Annotated in this window: 15 protein-coding genes; 9 read left to right on the top strand and 6 right to left on the bottom strand. The window is 70.9% G+C overall.

The genetic code is table 11. From position 1 onward, the window contains the following. Positions 1–17: 17 nt before the first annotated feature. Positions 18–1,175 carry an acetyl-CoA C-acetyltransferase gene (locus tag ACWD26_RS07650; RefSeq protein ID WP_451267278.1) on the top strand — a complete coding sequence of 386 codons (1,158 nt, stop codon included), beginning with the start codon at positions 18–20 and terminating at the stop codon, positions 1,173–1,175. 6 nt (positions 1,176–1,181) lie between these two features. On the opposite strand, the gene ACWD26_RS07645 is transcribed toward ACWD26_RS07650, so the two are convergent. The 4 genes from ACWD26_RS07645 to ACWD26_RS07630 are packed head-to-tail and all read right to left on the bottom strand — an operon-like array spanning position 1,182 to position 4,561. Beyond that, positions 1,182–2,234, bottom strand: a complete 1,053-nt coding sequence (locus ACWD26_RS07645) for an NAD(P)H-dependent flavin oxidoreductase (RefSeq protein WP_451267276.1) — start codon at positions 2,232–2,234, stop codon at positions 1,182–1,184. Next, the gene (locus ACWD26_RS07640; protein ID WP_451267274.1) at positions 2,234–2,965 is read right to left on the bottom strand and encodes a CoA-transferase subunit beta; all 732 of its coding nucleotides are present in this window, start codon (positions 2,963–2,965) and stop codon (positions 2,234–2,236) included. The genes ACWD26_RS07645 and ACWD26_RS07640 overlap by 1 nt, the downstream gene beginning before the upstream one ends. Beyond that, the gene (locus ACWD26_RS07635) at positions 2,962–3,810 is read right to left on the bottom strand and encodes a CoA transferase subunit A (RefSeq protein WP_451267272.1); all 849 of its coding nucleotides are present in this window, start codon (positions 3,808–3,810) and stop codon (positions 2,962–2,964) included. The genes ACWD26_RS07640 and ACWD26_RS07635 overlap by 4 nt, the downstream gene beginning before the upstream one ends. Next, positions 3,803–4,561 (bottom strand): enoyl-CoA hydratase family protein, encoded by a 759-nt coding sequence (locus ACWD26_RS07630; protein WP_451267270.1) that lies wholly within the window; start codon positions 4,559–4,561, stop codon positions 3,803–3,805. The genes ACWD26_RS07635 and ACWD26_RS07630 overlap by 8 nt, the downstream gene beginning before the upstream one ends. Positions 4,562–4,625: 64 nt before the next feature. Here ACWD26_RS07630 and ACWD26_RS07625 point away from each other — a divergent pair, with 64 nt between their 5' ends. Next, complete coding sequence (locus ACWD26_RS07625) at positions 4,626–5,378, top strand: SDR family oxidoreductase (RefSeq protein ID WP_451267268.1); 753 nt, start codon at positions 4,626–4,628, stop codon at positions 5,376–5,378. Continuing rightward, a complete protein-coding gene (locus ACWD26_RS07620; protein ID WP_451267266.1) occupies positions 5,375–6,292 on the top strand; it encodes an SDR family oxidoreductase in 918 nt (305 codons plus the stop codon). Before ACWD26_RS07625 ends, ACWD26_RS07620 begins: the two co-directional genes overlap by 4 nt. Before the next feature lie 105 nt (positions 6,293–6,397). Here ACWD26_RS07620 and ACWD26_RS07615 read toward each other — a convergent pair whose 3' ends face one another. After that, the gene (locus ACWD26_RS07615; RefSeq protein WP_451267264.1) at positions 6,398–7,315 is read right to left on the bottom strand and encodes a hypothetical protein; all 918 of its coding nucleotides are present in this window, start codon (positions 7,313–7,315) and stop codon (positions 6,398–6,400) included. 83 nt (positions 7,316–7,398) lie between these two features. Between ACWD26_RS07615 and ACWD26_RS07610 the strand changes: the two genes are divergently transcribed. The 6 genes from ACWD26_RS07610 (at position 7,399) to ACWD26_RS07585 (ending at position 15,324) form a co-directional block, all read left to right on the top strand. Then, the gene (locus tag ACWD26_RS07610; RefSeq protein WP_451267262.1) at positions 7,399–7,884 is read left to right on the top strand and encodes a chorismate mutase; all 486 of its coding nucleotides are present in this window, start codon (positions 7,399–7,401) and stop codon (positions 7,882–7,884) included. Between the two features lie 71 nt (positions 7,885–7,955). Further along, a complete protein-coding gene (locus ACWD26_RS07605; protein WP_451267260.1) occupies positions 7,956–8,489 on the top strand; it encodes a response regulator in 534 nt (177 codons plus the stop codon). Between the two features lie 90 nt (positions 8,490–8,579). Further along, the gene (gene pepN / locus ACWD26_RS07600) at positions 8,580–11,084 is read left to right on the top strand and encodes an aminopeptidase N (RefSeq protein WP_451267258.1); all 2,505 of its coding nucleotides are present in this window, start codon (positions 8,580–8,582) and stop codon (positions 11,082–11,084) included. Positions 11,085–11,289: 205 nt separating this feature from the next. Continuing rightward, the gene (locus ACWD26_RS07595; protein ID WP_451267256.1) at positions 11,290–12,663 is read left to right on the top strand and encodes a pyridoxal phosphate-dependent decarboxylase family protein; all 1,374 of its coding nucleotides are present in this window, start codon (positions 11,290–11,292) and stop codon (positions 12,661–12,663) included. Then, positions 12,660–14,096 carry a lysine N(6)-hydroxylase/L-ornithine N(5)-oxygenase family protein gene (locus ACWD26_RS07590; protein ID WP_451267254.1) on the top strand — a complete coding sequence of 479 codons (1,437 nt, stop codon included), beginning with the start codon at positions 12,660–12,662 and terminating at the stop codon, positions 14,094–14,096. Before ACWD26_RS07595 ends, ACWD26_RS07590 begins: the two co-directional genes overlap by 4 nt. Positions 14,097–14,160: 64 nt before the next feature. After that, complete coding sequence (locus ACWD26_RS07585; RefSeq protein ID WP_451267252.1) at positions 14,161–15,324, top strand: GDSL-type esterase/lipase family protein; 1,164 nt, start codon at positions 14,161–14,163, stop codon at positions 15,322–15,324. Here the strand turns inward: ACWD26_RS07585 and ACWD26_RS07580 are convergent. After that, the gene (locus ACWD26_RS07580) at positions 15,321–17,129 is read right to left on the bottom strand and encodes a 5'-nucleotidase C-terminal domain-containing protein (RefSeq protein WP_451267250.1); all 1,809 of its coding nucleotides are present in this window, start codon (positions 17,127–17,129) and stop codon (positions 15,321–15,323) included. The genes ACWD26_RS07585 and ACWD26_RS07580 overlap by 4 nt on opposite strands. Positions 17,130–17,239 lie beyond the last annotated feature (110 nt).

Genomic DNA, 17,239 nt, shown 5'->3' with positions numbered 1-17,239 from the left:
GAGTCTGGGGAGTCGCCATGGCCGAGGCCTACATCGTCGAAGCGGTCCGCACGCCTGTCGGCCGGCGCGGGGGAGGGCTCGGCACCGTCCATCCGGCCGACCTGGGCGCCCACGCGCTCAAGGCGCTCGTCTCGCGCGCGGGCGTGGACCCGGCGGCCGTGGAGGACGTCGTCTTCGGCTGTCTGGACACCGTCGGGCCGCAGGCCGGGGACATCGCGCGGACCAGCTGGCTGGCGGCGGGGCTGCCCGAGGAGGTGCCGGGCACGACCGTCGACCGGCAGTGCGGCTCCTCGCAGCAGGCCGTGCACTTCGCCGCCCAGGCCGTCCTCTCCGGCACCCAGGACCTGGTGGTCGCGGGCGGCGTCCAGAACATGACGATGGTCCCCATCGCCTTCGCCTCCCGCCAGGCCGCCGTACCGCTCGGCCTCACCGAAGGGCCCTTCGCGGGCAGCGAGGGGTGGCGGGCACGCTACGGGGACCGGCCGGTGAACCAGTTCGTCGGCGCCGAGATGATCGCCGCGAAGTGGGGCATCGGCCGCCGCGACCAGGAGGAGTACGCGCTGCGGTCCCACCAGCGGGCGGTACGGGCCGTCGACGAGGGCCGCTTCGCCCGCGAGACCGTGCCGTACGGGGACGTGACCGTGGACGAGGGCCCGCGCAGGGACACCTCGCTGGAGAAGATGGCTGCCCTGAAACCGGTCATCGACGGCGGCACCGTCACCGCCGCCTGCTCCTCCCAGGTCTCCGACGGCGCCGCCGCGCTCCTCCTCGCCTCCGAACGCGCCGTACGGGAGCACGGGCTGACCCCGCGCGCCCGCGTCCACCACCTCTCCGTACGCGGCGAGGACCCCATCCGTATGCTCACCGCGCCGATACCGGCGACCGCGCACGCCCTGAAGAAGACCGGCCTCTCCCTCGACGACATCGACCTCGTCGAGATCAACGAGGCGTTCGCGCCGGTCGTGCTGGCGTGGCTGAAGGAGACGGGAGCCGATCCGGAGAAGGTCAACGTCAACGGCGGCGCCATCGCCCTCGGCCACCCCCTGGGCGCGACCGGCGCCAAGCTCATGACGACCCTCCTGCACGAGCTGGAGCGCACGGGCGGCCGGTACGGGCTGCAGACGATGTGCGAGGGGGGCGGGCAGGCGAACGTGACGATCATCGAGCGGTTGTGACGGTGATCAGCGGGAGGCGGTGAGGCCCTTCAGTGTCTCCTCCGCCTCCTTCATGACCCGCTCCACCAGCTCCGCGCACGACGGCAGGTCGTCGATCACCCCGGCGACCTGCCCGGACGCCATCACCCCCAGGTCCGTACGGCCGTCCACCATCGCGGACCTGAGCAGCATGGGCGTGTTGGCGGCGAGCAGGACCTGGCTCCAGGTGAGGTCCTTGCCGTGCCGCAGCGCGAGGCCGTCGCGGACCATACGGCGCCAGGTGAGCCCGGAGAGCCGCCGGAAGCCGGCCGCGTGGCGCACGGCGTGCAGCAGGGCGCGCGTACGGCCGGACGCCTCCAGGGCGCTCACCAACTCCGTGCGGAGCATGCGGTGCGGCAGCCCGTCCACGGCGGTCGTGACGGTGACGTCCTTCACCGTCGCCGCCAGATACCGGGCCTTCACCACGTCCGGCACCGTCGAGTCCGAGGTGAGCAGGAACCGCGTGCCCATCGCCACCCCGGCCGCCCCGAACGCCAGCGCGGCCACCAGCCCGCGCCCGTCGTGGAAGCCGCCCGCGGCGACGACGGGGATGTCGACGGCGTCCACGACCTGCGGCAGCAGCACGGTCGTCGCCACCTCCCCGGTGTGCCCGCCGCCCTCGCCGCCCTGCACCACCACCGCGTCCGCACCCCACGACGCCACCTTCTCGGCGTGCCGCTGGGCACCGACGGACGGGATCACGACCACGCCCGCGTCCTTGAGCTCCGCGATCAGCTCCCTGGAGGGCGCGAGCGCGAAGGACGCCACCCGGACGCCCTCCTCGACGATGATCCGCACCCGTTCCCGAGCGTCCCCCGCGTCCGCGCGCAGGTTCACCCCGAAGGGCGCCCCGTCCGTACGGCCTCTCACCTCCCGTACAGCGTCCCGGAGTTGGACGGTCGTCATCGTCGCGGAGGCCAGGATGCCGAGCGCGCCCGCGTTCGCCGTGGCGGAGACCAGCCGGGGCCCGGCGACCCAGCCCATCCCGGTCTGCACGATCGGATGGCGGACACCGACGAGCCGGGTCAGAGCCGTGTCCATCAGCCCCGCACCTCACGTGCGCGGGCCTGGGCCGGGTCGATCACCTCGCGGATCAACCGCAGCTCCCACGCCGTCGGTTCACGGGTGTACGGCACCTCGTCCGGGACGGCGAGCGCGAACCCGGTCGCCTCCCCGACCTGCTCGACCGTGACGCCCGGATGCAGTGAGGCCAGCCGCATCGAGTGGTCGGGGGTCGCGAAGTCGAACACCCCGAGGTCGGACACGACCCGGGGGAGGTGGTGGAACCGGGCGGTCACGGGGTGCTCGGCCGCGCGGTCGTACCCCACCCCGCACACCATGTCGACCTTCTCGACGAAGACCCGCCGGGAGTGCCGGGGGATCCAGTAACTCGTCGGATTGTTCAGGGTGTTGACGGGCGCCCCCCGAACCCCGAGCAACTGTCGCGTCGGCTTCGCCCAGTCACCGACGCAACTGATGTTCTGGTTGCCGTACCGGTCGATCTGGCTCGCGCCCATCATCACGTGCCGCCTGCCGCCCGTGACGAGGGCGAGATGCCTACGGTACGGCAGCCAGCCCTCCGGTGTGCCGTCCGGGCCCACGAGCAGGGCCTCGCCGTCCGTCAGCAACAGGTCCGGCGAGAAGGTCCGCTTGGCGAGCCGCGCGCCCAGGGACGGGATGAGACCCATGGGGCTGGCGAGGATCTCCCCGGCCCCCCGCCAGGCCTCGGCGCACGCGATCACGCAGTACTCGGCACGGGTCACCCCGCTCATGAGCCCTCCTGGTGCCAGGCCCGCACGGCCGACTGGTAGGCGTGCTCGTCACCCGTCAGGAACCGCTCGGCGAAGTCACCCCACGGCGTGGTCGCGTAGTGCTTCTGGAACGCCTCGTCCCGCCCGTGATCGGGGGCGCAGGAGGTGAAGTGCGCGCCGTTCGGGGCCTCCACCACGCCCGCCACCACATGACGGCTGACCAGCAGCGTCTGGGGCGCGGCCTCCTTCGTCAGCTCCGCCGTGTCCACGAGCCGTTCGCAGGAGACGTACGCCGTGTCGGCCGCCTCGCAGAAGAGGTCGTCGAAGTACGGGTCCGGCCCCAGATACTGGCCGTTGCCGAGCCGGTCGGCCCGGTTGACGTGCACGAACGCGGCGTCGAGGCGGAGCGCGGGCATGGCGAGGAAGCTCTCCCCGTCGTCGTACGGCGACGTCACCGTCCGCAGACCGGGGTTGACCCGCATCACGTCCGAGCCGATGCCCGCCCGTACCGGCAGGAAGGGCAGCCGGTTCGCGGCGGCCCGCAGCCCCCACATGAACATCGCCTCGTCGATCTCCATCAGCTCGAAGGCGCCCCGCTCGCGGGCCGCGCGGAAGTGCGGTTCGAGGGGGATGGAGTCGAGGGTGGCGAAGGCGGCGACCAGCTTCCGGACCCGTCCGGCGGCGGCGAGCATGCCGACGTCCGGGCCGCCGTACGAGACCACCGTGAGGTCGGTGACCTCGGAGCGCAGCAGCGCCCTCACCAGCGCCATCGGCTTGCGGCGCGAGCCCCAGCCGCCGATGCCGAGGGTCATCCCGCTCGTCAGCCGCGAGACGGCCTCGTCGGCGGTCATGGTCTTGTCACTCACGTGCCCCCTCCTTCCCTGCCGTGCCGAACGTGTCGCGGACCTCGTCGGCCACGCCGCTGAGGTTCGCCTCGAAGGTGAAGCCCTGCTCGAAGCGGTAGCTGCGGCGCACGTCGACGGGGTCGATGCCGTTGATGGCGGCCTTCGCCAGCCGGATCAGACGTCCGTCCTTCGCAGCGATCTCGCCGGCCAACTCCAGGGCGGCGGCGCGGAGTTCGCCACGCGGTACGACCCGCCACACCGATCCGTGCGCCCACAGCTCGGCCGCGGTCGCCGTACGCGAGGTGTAGTACAGCGCGCGCATCAGATGCTGCGGCACCAGCCGCGCCAGATGCGTGGCGGCACCCAGCGCGCCCCGGTCCAGCTCGGGCAGCCCGAAGGTCGCGTCGTCACTCGCCACGATCGCGTCCGCGTTGCCGGCCAGGCCGATCCCGCCGCCCAGACAGAACCCGTGCACCGCCGCCACCACCGGCACCTCGCACTCGTACACGGCGGCGAACGCCTCCGCACACCCATGGTTGGCGCCGATCAGCGCACTCCGCCCCGCCGCCTGGATCTCCTTGATGTCCACGCCGGCGTTGAACCCGCGCCCCTCAGCCACCAGCACCACACACCGGACCTCCGGATCACGGCCCGCCCCGCGCACGGCGTCCGCCAGCTCGAACCACCCGCGCACCGGCAGCGCGTTCACCGGCGGGAAATCGACCGTGACTACGGAAATCCCCTTTTCCGGGGACGAGGTGGAGACACCCATCGCAGCATCCGCTACCTTCCACCTAACGTTTGTTTGGTACCTCTTGTGCGGAAGGTAGCAGCGGATGCGGCTCAACGGGAAGGTCGCCGTCGTCACCGGCGGCACGCGCGGCGTCGGCGCCGGCATCGCCCGGGCCTTCGTCGAAGCGGGCGCCGAGGTCGTGACCTGCGCCCGCCGTCCACCCGAAGTACCGCTCAAGGGCGCCGAGTTCGTGCCCCTCGACGTACGGGACCCGGATGCCGTGCAGGCGTTCTTCGACGACCTGCCCCGACTCGACGTCCTCGTCAACAACGTGGGCGGCACCCCCTACCGGCCACTCGCCGGCACCGCCGCCCACCGCCACGCCCGCGTCGTCGAACTCAACCTCACCGCCCCGCTGACCGTCTCCCTCGCCGCCCACGACCACCTACGCCGGACCGGAGGCGCGATCGTGATGATCGGCAGCGTGAGCGGCAGCCGCCCGTCGCCCGGCTCGGCGGCGTACGGCGCGGCCAAGGCGGGCCTGGAGCACCTGGCACGCTCGATGGCCGTGGAATGGGCCCCCGACATACGCGTCAACACTCTCGTCCTCGGCATGGTCCGCACCGAGCTCTCCCACCTCCACTACGGCGACGAGCGCGGCGTCGCGGCCGTCGCCCGCACCGTCCCGCTCGGCCGCCTCGCGGACCCCACCGACATCGGCGACGCGGCGGTCTTCCTGGCCTCCGACGCGGCGGCCTACATCACCGGCGCCTCCCTCCTCGTCCACGGCGGCGGCGAACGCCCCGCCTTCCTCGACGCGGCGACGGCCGACTCCGACGAAGGAGAACCACGATGAGCGGCACACCCCGGCTCTGCGAAGGGCGCGTGGTCATCGTCACCGGCGCGGGCCGCGGCCTCGGCCGCGCACACGCGCTCGCCCACGCCGCCGAGGGCGCCCGCGTGGTCGTCAACGACCTCGGCGTGGGACGCGACGGCACCCCGGACCCCGACAGCCCGGCGGCCCGGGTCGCCGAGGAGATCCGGGCCGGGGGAGGGGACGCGATCGCCCACGACGGGGACATCGCCACGACCGACGGAGCCGCCTCCCTCGTCCGCACCGCCCTGGACACCTACGGCCGGCTCGACACCCTCGTCAACAACGCCGGCTTCCTCCGCGACCGCATGCTTGTCAACCTCGACGAGGACGACTGGGACGCCGTCCTCCGCGTCCACCTCACAGGCCACTTCCTGCCCCTGAAACACGCCGCCGCCCACTGGCGCGCCGAGACCAAGGCCGGCCGCACACCGACCGCGCGCATCATCAACACCAGCAGCGGCGCGGGCCTGCTGGGCTCGCTCGGGCAGGGCAACTACAGCGCCGCCAAGGCCGGAATCGTCGCCCTGACCCTCGTCGCCGCGGCCGAACTCGCCCGCTACGGCGTCCAGGTCAACGCCATCGCCCCGGCGGCCCGCACGAGAATGACCGAGGACGTCTTCACCGACACCATGACCGCACCCGACACCGGCTTCGACGCGATGGCCCCCGAGAACGTCTCCCCGCTGGTGGTGTGGCTGGGCTCCGCCGCGAGCGAGGGCGTCACCGGCCGGGTCTTCGAGACGGAGGGCGGCCGCATCACCGTCATGGAGGGCTGGCACCCGGGCCCGACCGCGGACAAGGGAGCCCGCCGGACCCCGCGGGAAGCGGGGGAGACCGTACGAAAGCTCCTGGCGGAGGCGAAGGAACCACACCCGGTGTACGGCGCCTCATGAACGGGGGCCGCCGCTTGCAGGGGCGCGGGGAACTGCGCGACAAGCCACGACGAACCCGCGGTCGCACGACAACCGCACCATCCGAGCTCTCACGCGCCCCAAAACCTACGTGTCGCACTCCAGAACCGTCCGACACAACCCACACCGCGCCCGCACTCGCCCCCGAACAGGCACCCGAATCCTCTGATGACACGTCGGACAGGGAAACGACACCCGCAACACCCCCCGACCCTCCACCCCCCGCCCCTCAGGCGTGAACACATACGGCACCCCCACCCCCGCCCCCGGCGAAGCCGACGGCAGGTCCCGCGCATGGCGCCGATCCCGCGCGTACCGCCGCCGCCCCGCCCACCCCGCCGCCGTCAGCGGCGGCTGCCGCTCGTCCCGCAGGGCCCGCCCCCGCCCCTCCACGTACGCGGAATACGCCTGCGGACTGGTGAACCACACCGAAGGATCCTCCCCGAACACCTGCGCCCGCTTGGCCAGCACGTACCCGAACTCCTCCGGCGTCAGATACCCCAGCTTCTGCGACGACGCGGAATCCTCCCGGTACGCGTCCAGCAGCAGCCACCCCGCCCCCAGATACGTCGTCGCCGTGTCCGTGAGGATCTCGTTCTCCCGGGTCCCGGGAAACGACAGCCCGAGCCGGTGCAGATAGACGTGCATGACCTCATGGGCGAGAGCCGCGCCGATGTCCCGGCGGTGCGTACGGAAACGGTCGTTGAGTTCGACGAAGTACTCCGGCCCCGCCGCCAGCTCCACGCTCGCCGCGTGGGTCATCTCCCGGAACCCGACGATCATCCGGGCCTCCGGCAGCCGATAGTGCCGCACCAGCTCACGCGCCACCCGCTGGGCACCGAGATGCAGGTCGTCGGTGTCACAGAACGCCACGTCGACGGGGGCCACACTGGTGGCGAAGGTCTGGATCGTGTCGTACGAGAGCCGCTTGTACAGCGCGGTGATCGACGCCCGCACGGTGTCCAGATGCGGGTAGCCGTGCTCGACAGGTCCGCCGTTCGCCACGTCCGCACCCCCTCAAGACGTCTCGATACGTTCCACTCTAAGCCGGTGCGGGCACCGAACCGCCGCGTCATAGGGTGACGACCATGACCACCAGCAACACCAACGAGGCGAACACCGGCACGGCGCCGGCCCGCGAGGTCGACGCGGACGTTCGGGATGAACTCACCCGGCTGCGGGACAGCATCGACAACATCGACGCCGCCGTCGTCCACATGCTCGCCGAGCGCTTCAAGTGCACCCAGCGGGTCGGCCACCTCAAGGCCGCGCACCAACTGCCCGCCGCCGACCCGAGCCGCGAGGCACAACAGATCAACCGGCTGCGCGGACTCGCCGAAAGTGCCAAGCTGGACCCGGCGTTCGCGGAGAAACTCCTGAACTTCATCATCGCCGAGGTCATCCGGCACCACGAACGCATCGCGGACAACACCCTGAACGGCACAGCGGACACGACCGGCACCACGGGCAACGGCACGGCGGACACCACCGGCACCACCACGTCCGGCACCACAGGCACCACCACGTCCGGCACCACAGGCACGGCAGGCACAGCACCAGACGCAGGGGAGTGACATCCCGCCCTCCAGCGGGCATCCTGCGTGAGCACTCCATGTCAGGAATCGACCACACACGGTGAGAAGCCATGCCGTCGGAAGCCAAGATCCTCATCGTCGACGACCATGAGGACACGCTCTACGCCCTGGAGAGCGCCCTGGCCCCCCTGGGCTACCACCTGACCCGCGCCACCAGCGGCGACGCGGCCCTCAAGGAAGTCCTCCGCGGCCAGGTCGGCCTGCTCCTCCTCGACGTCCGCATGCCCGGCGTCAGCGGCCTCGACGTCGTCCGCTACATGCGCGGCGTCGAACAGACCCAGCACATCCCCGTCATCCTCCTCACCGGCTTCGGCCCCGACGCCGAACTCACCGCCACCGCCTTCCGCCTCGGCGTCGCCGACCTCGTCATGAAACCCATCGACCCCTGGGCCCTGCGCACCAAGGTCCGCTACCTCTACGACGCCCACGCACGCTCCCACGCCCTGGAACACGAGGTCCGCGACCTGCGCGCCCGCCTCAAGGACCACGAGGACCGCGAGGACCACAAGGACAACGGCCACACCGAACACCTCGGACCAGGGCGCGTACCCGCGCAGCACAAGGGCGCGAACGACCGGGCATAGGCCGCAAAAAGCCGGACACACGGCGCGCACGACCGGACATAGGTCGCGTACCAGGCCCGCCCCTGTCCCGTGCCACAGGCATCAGGCAGCATGTCCCTCATGTCCGTACTGACGCGCGACGAAGCGCATGCCCGTGCCAGGCTCCTCGACGTCCACCGCTACGAGATCACCCTCGACCTCACGCGCGGCGACGAGACCTTCGACTCCCGTACCGTCATCCACTTCACCGTACGGGGGAAGAAAAAGGCCGCGGACACCTTCGTCGAGCTCAAGCCCGCCGAACTGCGCTCCGTCACCCTCGACGGAGAGCCCCTGGAGCCAGCGATCCTCGACGGGAACCGCCTCCCCCTCAAGGGCCTCGACCCGGGCAAGCACGAACTGCGCGTCGACGCCGCCATGCGCTACTCCCGCACCGGCGAGGGCATGCACCGCTTCACCGACCCCACCGACGGCGAGACCTACGTCTACACCCAGCTCTTCATGGACGACGTACAACGCGTCTTCGCCGCCTTCGACCAACCCGACCTCAAGGCCACCTTCGACCTCACCGTCACCGCCCCCGAAGGCTGGACCGTCCTCGCCAACGGCATCACCGAGCGACAGGACGACGGCACCTGGCGGGCCGCCACCACCCCCCTGATCTCCACCTACCTCGTCGCCGTCGCCGCCGGCCCCTGGCACTCGGTCCGCACCGAACACCGCGGCCTGCCCTTCGGCATCCACTGCCGCCGCTCCCTCGGCCCCTACCTCGACACCGACGCCGACGAGCTCCTCGCCATCACCCGCGCCCTCTACGACCGCTACCACGAGAAGTTCGAGGAGCCGTACCCCTTCGACTCCTACGACCAGGCCTTCGTCCCCGAGTTCAACGCCGGCGCCATGGAGAACCCCGGACTCGTCACCTTCCGCGACGAGTTCGTCTATCGCTCCGCCGTCACCGACACCGAACGCCAGACGCGCGCCATGGTCATCGCCCACGAGATGGCCCACATGTGGTTCGGCGACCTCGTCACCCTCAAGTGGTGGGACGACATCTGGCTCAACGAGTCCTTCGCCGAGTACATGGGCTACCAGACCCTCACCGAAGCCACCCGCTTCACGGACACCTGGGTCGACTTCGGCATCGCCCGCAAGGCCTGGGGCTACGACGCCGACCAGCGCCCCTCCACCCACCCCGTCGCCCCCGAGAACGTCGACGACACCGCCGCCGCCCTCCTCAACTTCGACGGCATCTCCTACGCCAAGGGCGCCTCCGCCCTGCGCCAACTCGTCGCCTGGCTCGGCGAGAAGGACTTCCTCGCCGGCATCAACGCCCACTTCACCCGCCACCGCTTCGGCAACGCCACCCTCGCCGACTTCATCGACAACCTCGCCGGCGCCACCGAACGCGACGTCCACGCCTGGGCCGACGCCTGGCTGCGCACCACCGGCGTCGACACCCTCACCCCCAAGGTCACCCGCGGCGCCGACGGCACCCACACCCTCACCGTCGACCACACCGGCAGCCGCCCCCACCACATCGCCGTCGGCATCTACGACCAGGACCTCGGCGACGACCAGGGCCACCTCACCCTCCGCGACCGCGTCGAACTCGACATCCCCCAGACCGCCGACCAGCCCATCGGCAAGCGCCCCGCGCTGCTCCTCCTCAACGACGGCGACCTCACCTACGCCAAGGTCCGCTTCGACCCCGACTCCGCCGCCGCCGTCACCGGCCACCTCTCCGGCCTCCCCGACCCCCTCACCCGCGCCGTCGTCTGGAACGCCCTGCGCGACGCCGTACGCGACGCCGAACTCCCGCCCGCCGCCTACCTGGAGGCCGCCCGCACCCACCTCCCCCGCGAGACCGACCTCGCCATCGTCCAGGGCGTCCTCACCTTCGCCACCACCCAGGTCGCCGGCCGCTACCTCGCCCCCGAACACCGCCCCGCCGGCCTGTCCACCCTCAGCTCCCTGTGCCGCGACCTCATCCGCCGCACCGAGGACGGCGACAACCCCGGACTGCGCCTGACCGCCGTACGCCACTTCATCGACGTCGCCGCCCACCCCGAGACCATCGCCGCCTGGCTCGCCGACGGCACGGTTCCGGGCGGCCCCGAACTCGACCCCGAACTGCGCTGGCGCGTCCTCGGCCGGCTCGCCGTCCTCGGCGCGGTCGACGCCGACGCGATCACCGGCGAACTGGAGCGGGACCGGAGCGCCAGCGGCCAGGAGGGCGCCGCACGGTGCCGGGCCGCACTGCCCGAGCCGGAGGCCAAGCGGGCCGCCTGGGAGGCGATGTTCACCACGGACGACCTCTCCAACTACCTGTTCACCGCGACGGCCCAGGGGTTCTGGCAGCCGGAACAGGCGGAACTCCTCACGGAGTACGTCGAGCGTTACTGGGCCGACGCGGTGTCGCTGGCCGCTCGGCGAGGGCCGGCCATGGCGGAGGCCGCCGGGCGGTGGGCGTTCCCCGTGTACGCGGTGGACGCGGAGACCCTCCGGCTGGGGGAGCGGTGTCTGGGGGAGGCCGACCCCATTCCGGCCCTGCGCCGCAAGCTGGTGGATCAACTGGACGATCTGGGGCGGGCGTTGCGAGTGCGGGAGGTTTAGAGGTTCTCCGGGACCCGCGGTTGGGTGCGGGGGTCTGCGGGCTGCTCGTCCGTCGTGGCTGGTCGCGCAGTTCCCCGTGCCCCTTCAGGGCGCGCTGTCCTCGAGGGCGTCCTCTCGTACCCTCTTTCGGCTGTAATTGACGGCCTTTTCGGGCTCGGCATCCGATTGGCGTACAAGATGGGATTCCCCGTGCTCGGAGGAATCCATGACCGCTGCGCCTCTCGCCTCGGGACCCCAAGGTCCCGACGCGCTCCGGCCGTTGCTCGACACCGTGCTCGACGCGTTGCGGGAAGGGGCCGAGGCACGGGGCGGCCCCCTCCCCGCCGGCGGCCCGGAGGCGGTCGCGGCGATGGTGCGGGACGCGCTCGGTGAGCCGCTGCCCGCCGACGGCGAGCCGGACGCCCTCCACCGCCTGGTCCGGGCCCTCGCCGCCGGCACCGCCGACCCGGCCGACCCCCTGTGCGCGGCCCATCTGCACACGCCGCCCCTGGCCGTCGCCGCCGCCGCGGACCTCGCCGTCTCCGTACTGAACCCCTCCCTCGACTCCTGGGACCAGGCCCCGGCCGCCTCCGCACTCGAAGCACTGGTGACGCGGGCGCTGGCCGAGGCGGCCGGCGCCGCCGACGCGCTGGTCACCACCGGGGGCACCGAAGCCAACCAACTCGCCCTGCTCCTGGCCCGGGAGACGCACCCGGGCGTACGGCTCGTCTGCGGGGCCAACGCCCACCACTCCCTCGTCCGCGCCGCCTGGCTGCTCGGCCTGCCCGAACCCGTCGTCGTCCCGACCCCGGCCGGCACCCTCGACACCGCCACCCTGGACGACGCCCTCACCCACCTCCAGGGACCCCTTCTCGTCGCCGCCACCGCCGGCACCACCGACGCCGGCCTCATCGACCCGCTGCCCGAGATCGCCGACCTGTGCGAGGCACACGGAGCCCGGCTCCACATCGACGCGGCCTACGGCGGAGGCCTCCTCTTCAGCGACCGGCACCGACACCGGCTCGACGGCCTCGCCCGCGCCCACACCGCCACCCTGGACCTGCACAAACTGGGCTGGCAGCCGGTCGCCGCCGGACTCCTCGCCGTACGCGACACGGCGGACCTCGCCGCACTGCACCAACGCGCCGACTACCTCAACGCCGACGACGACACCGAGGCCGGACTGCCCGACCTGCTCGGCCGGTCGCTGCGGACGACCCGGCGGGCCGACATCCTCAAGATCGCCGTCACCCTCACGACCCTGGGACGCACCGGACTCGGCCGACTCGTCGACCAAGTCTGCGCCCTCGCCCAGGAGTTCGCCGCCACCGTCGAGGCACACCCCGGCTTCGAGCTCTACGACCGGCCCACCATCAGCACGGTCCTCTTCCGGCCGACCGAAGCCCCGGACACCGCCGTGGCCGCCGTGCGCCGCCGACTCCTCCACGACGGCCGAGCCGTCATAGGCCGCGCCGAACTCGACGGCCGCCTGTGGCTCAAGACCACCCTGCTCAACCCCCACACCCGGCCCGGCGACCTCGCCGCCCTGCTCAAGCTCGTAGAACCCGTAGCACTCGCCGAAGGACACACCCCCACATGAGCACGCCCCCAGAGCACGACCAGCACGAACCCGAAGCACCCCGCGACCTCGTCGGCGTAGGCATCGGCCCCGCCAACCTCTCCCTCGCCGCCCTCGCCCACCCCCTCGCCGAACTCGACGCGGTCTTCTACGAGCAACGCCCCGGCTTCGACTGGCACCCGGGCCTGCTCATCGAGGGTGCCACGGTCCAAGTGCCCTTCCTGGCGGACCTGGTGACGCTCGCCGACCCGGTCAGCCACTGGTCGTTCCTGAACTACCTCAGGACACGCGACCGGCTCTTCCCCTTCTACTTCGCCGAGCGGTTCCACATCCAGCGAGCCGAGTACGCCGACTACTGCCGCTGGGTCGCCGAGAACCTGCCCGGACTGCGCTTCGGCCACCAGGTCGACTCCGTGCGCTGGAACCCCGAACGGGACCTCTTCGAGGTCGACTTCACCGAACTGGACGGCGACGGCGACACCGCCGCACTCGGACGCACATACGCCCGGAACATCGTCCTCGGCGTCGGCACCGAACCCCACGTGCCCGAGCCCCTGAAGCCCCTCGTCGAGGCCACCGGCGTGCCCGTCATCCACGCCTCGGACTACCTCGGCGAACGCGACCGTCTGCTGGCGGCCGGACACGTCACCGTCATCGGCGCGGGACAGTCCGGCGCCGAGGTCTTCCTCGACCTGCTGCGGCACCGGCCCGCCGGACGGGAACGACTGCACTGGCTGGGCCGCACGGAGGCCTTCGCGCCCATGGAGTACTCCAAACTGGGCCTGGAACACTTCACACCGGACTACACGCGCTACTTCCACGCCCTGGCCGAACCGACCCGGGACCGACTGGTCGCCGCCCAGTGGCAGCTCCACAAGGGCATCGGCGCCGACACCATCGCCGCGATCCACGACGAGCTGTACCGCCGCACCCTCGACGGCGGCTGGCCCGACGCCGTCCTCACCCCCGGCGTACACGTCCGCACCGCCGGCCGGCTCGCCACCACCAAGGTCGAACTCCACCTCGAACACATCGAGCAGGGCACCCGCTCCCGCCTCACCACCGACGCCGTCGTCCTCGCCACCGGCTACCACGAGCGCCCCCTGGACCGCGTCCTCGCCGGCCTCGACCCGTACATGCGGCGCGACAGCCGCGAACGGCCCCGCGTCGACGAGAACTTCCGGATGATCCTCGACCCGTCGGTGACCGCCGCCGGCTGCCACGTCTACGTCCAGAACGCCGAACTGCACACCCACGGCGTCGGCGCCCCCGACCTCGGCCTCGCCGCCTGGCGCAGCGCCACCATCCTCAACAGCCTCACCGACAAGGAGCCCTACCCCCTGCCCAGCCGCACCGCCTACACCACCTTCGGCCTCGAACCCGGCCCCCGGATCCCGCCCGCCCGACGCGAGACGACCCTCACCCCACTGACACCCCTCGCCGACGTCAGGTAATCGGAAAGCAAAGAAGTGAGGCAGGTGTAGTGACGGCTGCAAGAAACCTGCCTACCTTTCGGCCATGACCAGCACCCGCACAGAGAAGACCTGGATCGCCGCCCACCGCTCCGCCGTCATCGACCCCCACGAAGCCTTCAAACTCTTCGAGGTCCGAGGCTTCACCGACCAGACCGTCCGCCAGACCCTGCGCCCCGCCGGCGGCGGCGAGGCACTACGCGTCCACCTCAGCAACCGCTACGGCCGCACCCCGCTGCACATCGGCGGCGCCCACCTCGCCCACCGCACCGAAGGCAGCGCCATCGACCCCACCACCGACGTCACCCTCCTCTTCGCCGGCGCCGAAACCGTCACCGTCCCGCCCGGAGAGGAGATCGTCAGCGACCCCGTCGAAGGACCCGTCACCGCAGGCCAGGAACTCGCCCTCAGCCTCTACCTCCCCGGCGACACCGGCCTCACCACCCACTCCGCCATCCCCTACGACGTCGGCCACGCCGTCCCCGGCAACCAGCTCACCGCCGAATCCCTCGACGAGACCGAGGAACTCATCACCGGGCACTTCGTCACCGGCATCGACGTCCTCGCCCCCGAGAACACCCGCATCGCCGTCGCCTTCGGAGACTCCTGGATCGAGGGCATGGCCACCACCCCCGGCACCGGCGGCAGCTTCCCCGCCCAACTCGACCGCCGCCTCACCCACGGCTGGATCGTCGCCACCGGCATCTCCGGCAACCGACTCCTCACCGACGAGATCGGCGCCCACCTGCTGTCCAGAGTGGAGCGGGATGTCCTCGACGTACCCGGCGCCAGCCACGTCATCATCCACACCGGCCTCAACGACCTCGGCCTGCCCGGCGCCATCGCCTTCCCCGAACCGGCCAAACTCCCCACGGCAGCCGAACTGATCACCGGCCTGACCGCCCTCGCCGACCGCCTCCACACCGCCGGCCTCACCGTCATCGGCGCCACCATCGGCCCCTACGCCGGCACCGTCTACCCCGGCTACGACACCGAGGAAGGCCAGACCGTACGCGCCGAGGTGAACACCTGGCTCCTCGGCGACAGCCACCCCTTCGACGCCGTCATCGACATCGCCGCCGCCGTCGCGGACCCCGACCACCCCACCAGGATCCACGACGACTACAACAGCGGCGACGGCCTCCACGTCAACGACGCCGGCGCGAAAGCCATCGCCGACGCCGTCGACCTGTCCCTCCTGAACCTCTAGAAGACCGGCGTACCGTTCCGCGTCAGCTTCCAGTCCACCGAAGCGAACTGGGCCGGATCGATCGACCCCTTCGCCTTCACCCACGAGATCATCGTGTTACGGATCTCGTCCGAGTTCGACCACAACAGCTGGGCCGCGGCGACATGCGGGAAGTTGCCACCGCCGTTGGCCCGGTAGTTGTTCACCGCGAACACGAACTTCTGGTCGTCCGCCAGCGGCGCACCCTCGAACCGCACATTCGCGATACGCGACCCCGCCGGCTTCGCGATGTCGATCTCGTACGACAGACCACTCACCGCGTCGTAGTTGTAGTCCGGCGTACCGTTCGCGTTCGTCAGCGCCGCCGGATCCACCACCGCGTCCGCCGCCGTCCGCACGAAGTAGTTCGCCGAGTACTCCAGATACGCCTTCATCTGCGCACCCGTCATCAAACGCGCCTCCAGCGTGTTCTCGAACACGTACAGACCCGCCACATCCCGAATGGTGACGTTCCCCGCCGGGATCACCGCACTGCGAGAGAACGCCGCCGCCTGCGACAGCACCGGCAGCGACGCGTACTCCGTGGAGGACAGGGCCTGCTTCACCGTGTCCGCCTGGATGTGGTTGATCAGGTCGATGATCGGAACGTCCTTGTAGGGCGCCTCCACCGACGTCATCTCGGCCGCGTTCGTCCCGATGACCTGGTTGACGTACGCCACGACCTTCTCGTGCTCGTCACCCAGCAGCTTCACGATCTTCGGGTCCTCCTCCACCGCGTTGGAGTTGAGAACCTGCGCGCCGACCTTCTCGACCTTCCAGCAGCCCTTGCTCCACACCATCTCGAAGTCGAACAGCGTCAGCCGCTGCCCCCACTTCAGCGGCTCCGACAGCACGACCTGCTTGCCGGTCTCCTTGTTGGTGACGAAGTACTCGGGGATCTCCGTGTGCGCGTGCCCGACCAGAATCGCGTCGATCCCCGGCACCTGCTCGGCCACCAGCCCCGCCGCGTTCTCGATGTACGGCAACTGGTCACCGTACGAGGACGTCCCGGACGACCCGCTGTGCGCCGACACGATGACGACATCCGCCCCCATCGACCGCAGCTTCGGCACCCACTTCGCCGCCTGCTCCTCCAGCCCCGGGAACGTCATCTTCCCCTGCACGTTCGCCTTGTCCCAGATCGCGATACCGGGGTTGGTGAGACCCAGCACCGCCACCTTCACATCCCGCCCGTGCGGCGTACGCAGCCGGTGCATGCTGTACGGCGGAAAAGCCGGACGCAGCGTCTTCGCGTCCAGCGCGTTGGCCCCCAGCAACGGGAAACGACACTGCTCCTGGAACTTCCGCAGCACCGGAATGCCGTAGTTGAACTCGTGGTTCCCCAGCGCCGCCGCGTCATAGTCGATCGCGTTCATCGCCTGCGCCATCGGATGCACCGGACCACCCTTGGCGGTGATCGGGTCCACCTTCGCGTAGTAGTACGACAGCTGCGTGCCCTGAATGGTGTCACCGGCATCGATGAGCAGCGTGTTCCGGCGACCCTTCTCCTGGCGGATCTGGTTCACCAGCGTGGAGATCTTCGCCAGACCGACGTCGTTGTGCGCCTTGTCGTCGAACTCCTTGTCCGTGAAGTAGTCCCAGTTGAAGACATTGCCGTGCAGGTCCGTCGTCCCCATCACGGTGAAGCTGTACCGCTTCGGCGCCTTCTTCCCGGCACCCTTCACCGTGGCCGCCTGCGCACTCGGAGCCAGGGCCGTACCGGCGACGGCCACTCCGGCGCCGGTCACGGCCGACTTCTTCAGGAACTTCCGGCGGTTCAAGGGCATATCGGGTACTCCTCGGAGGAACGAGTTGGTGACGCGCGTAGATACTCAGATGAACGCGCGTAGATTCTGACCCGTCCATGACCCACGGCGACAGGTCTCGCAGGTTGCGA

It is taken from the genome of Streptomyces sp. NPDC002787 (genome assembly GCF_053592095.1).
This window is presented reverse-complemented; position numbering and strand designations above follow the sequence as displayed.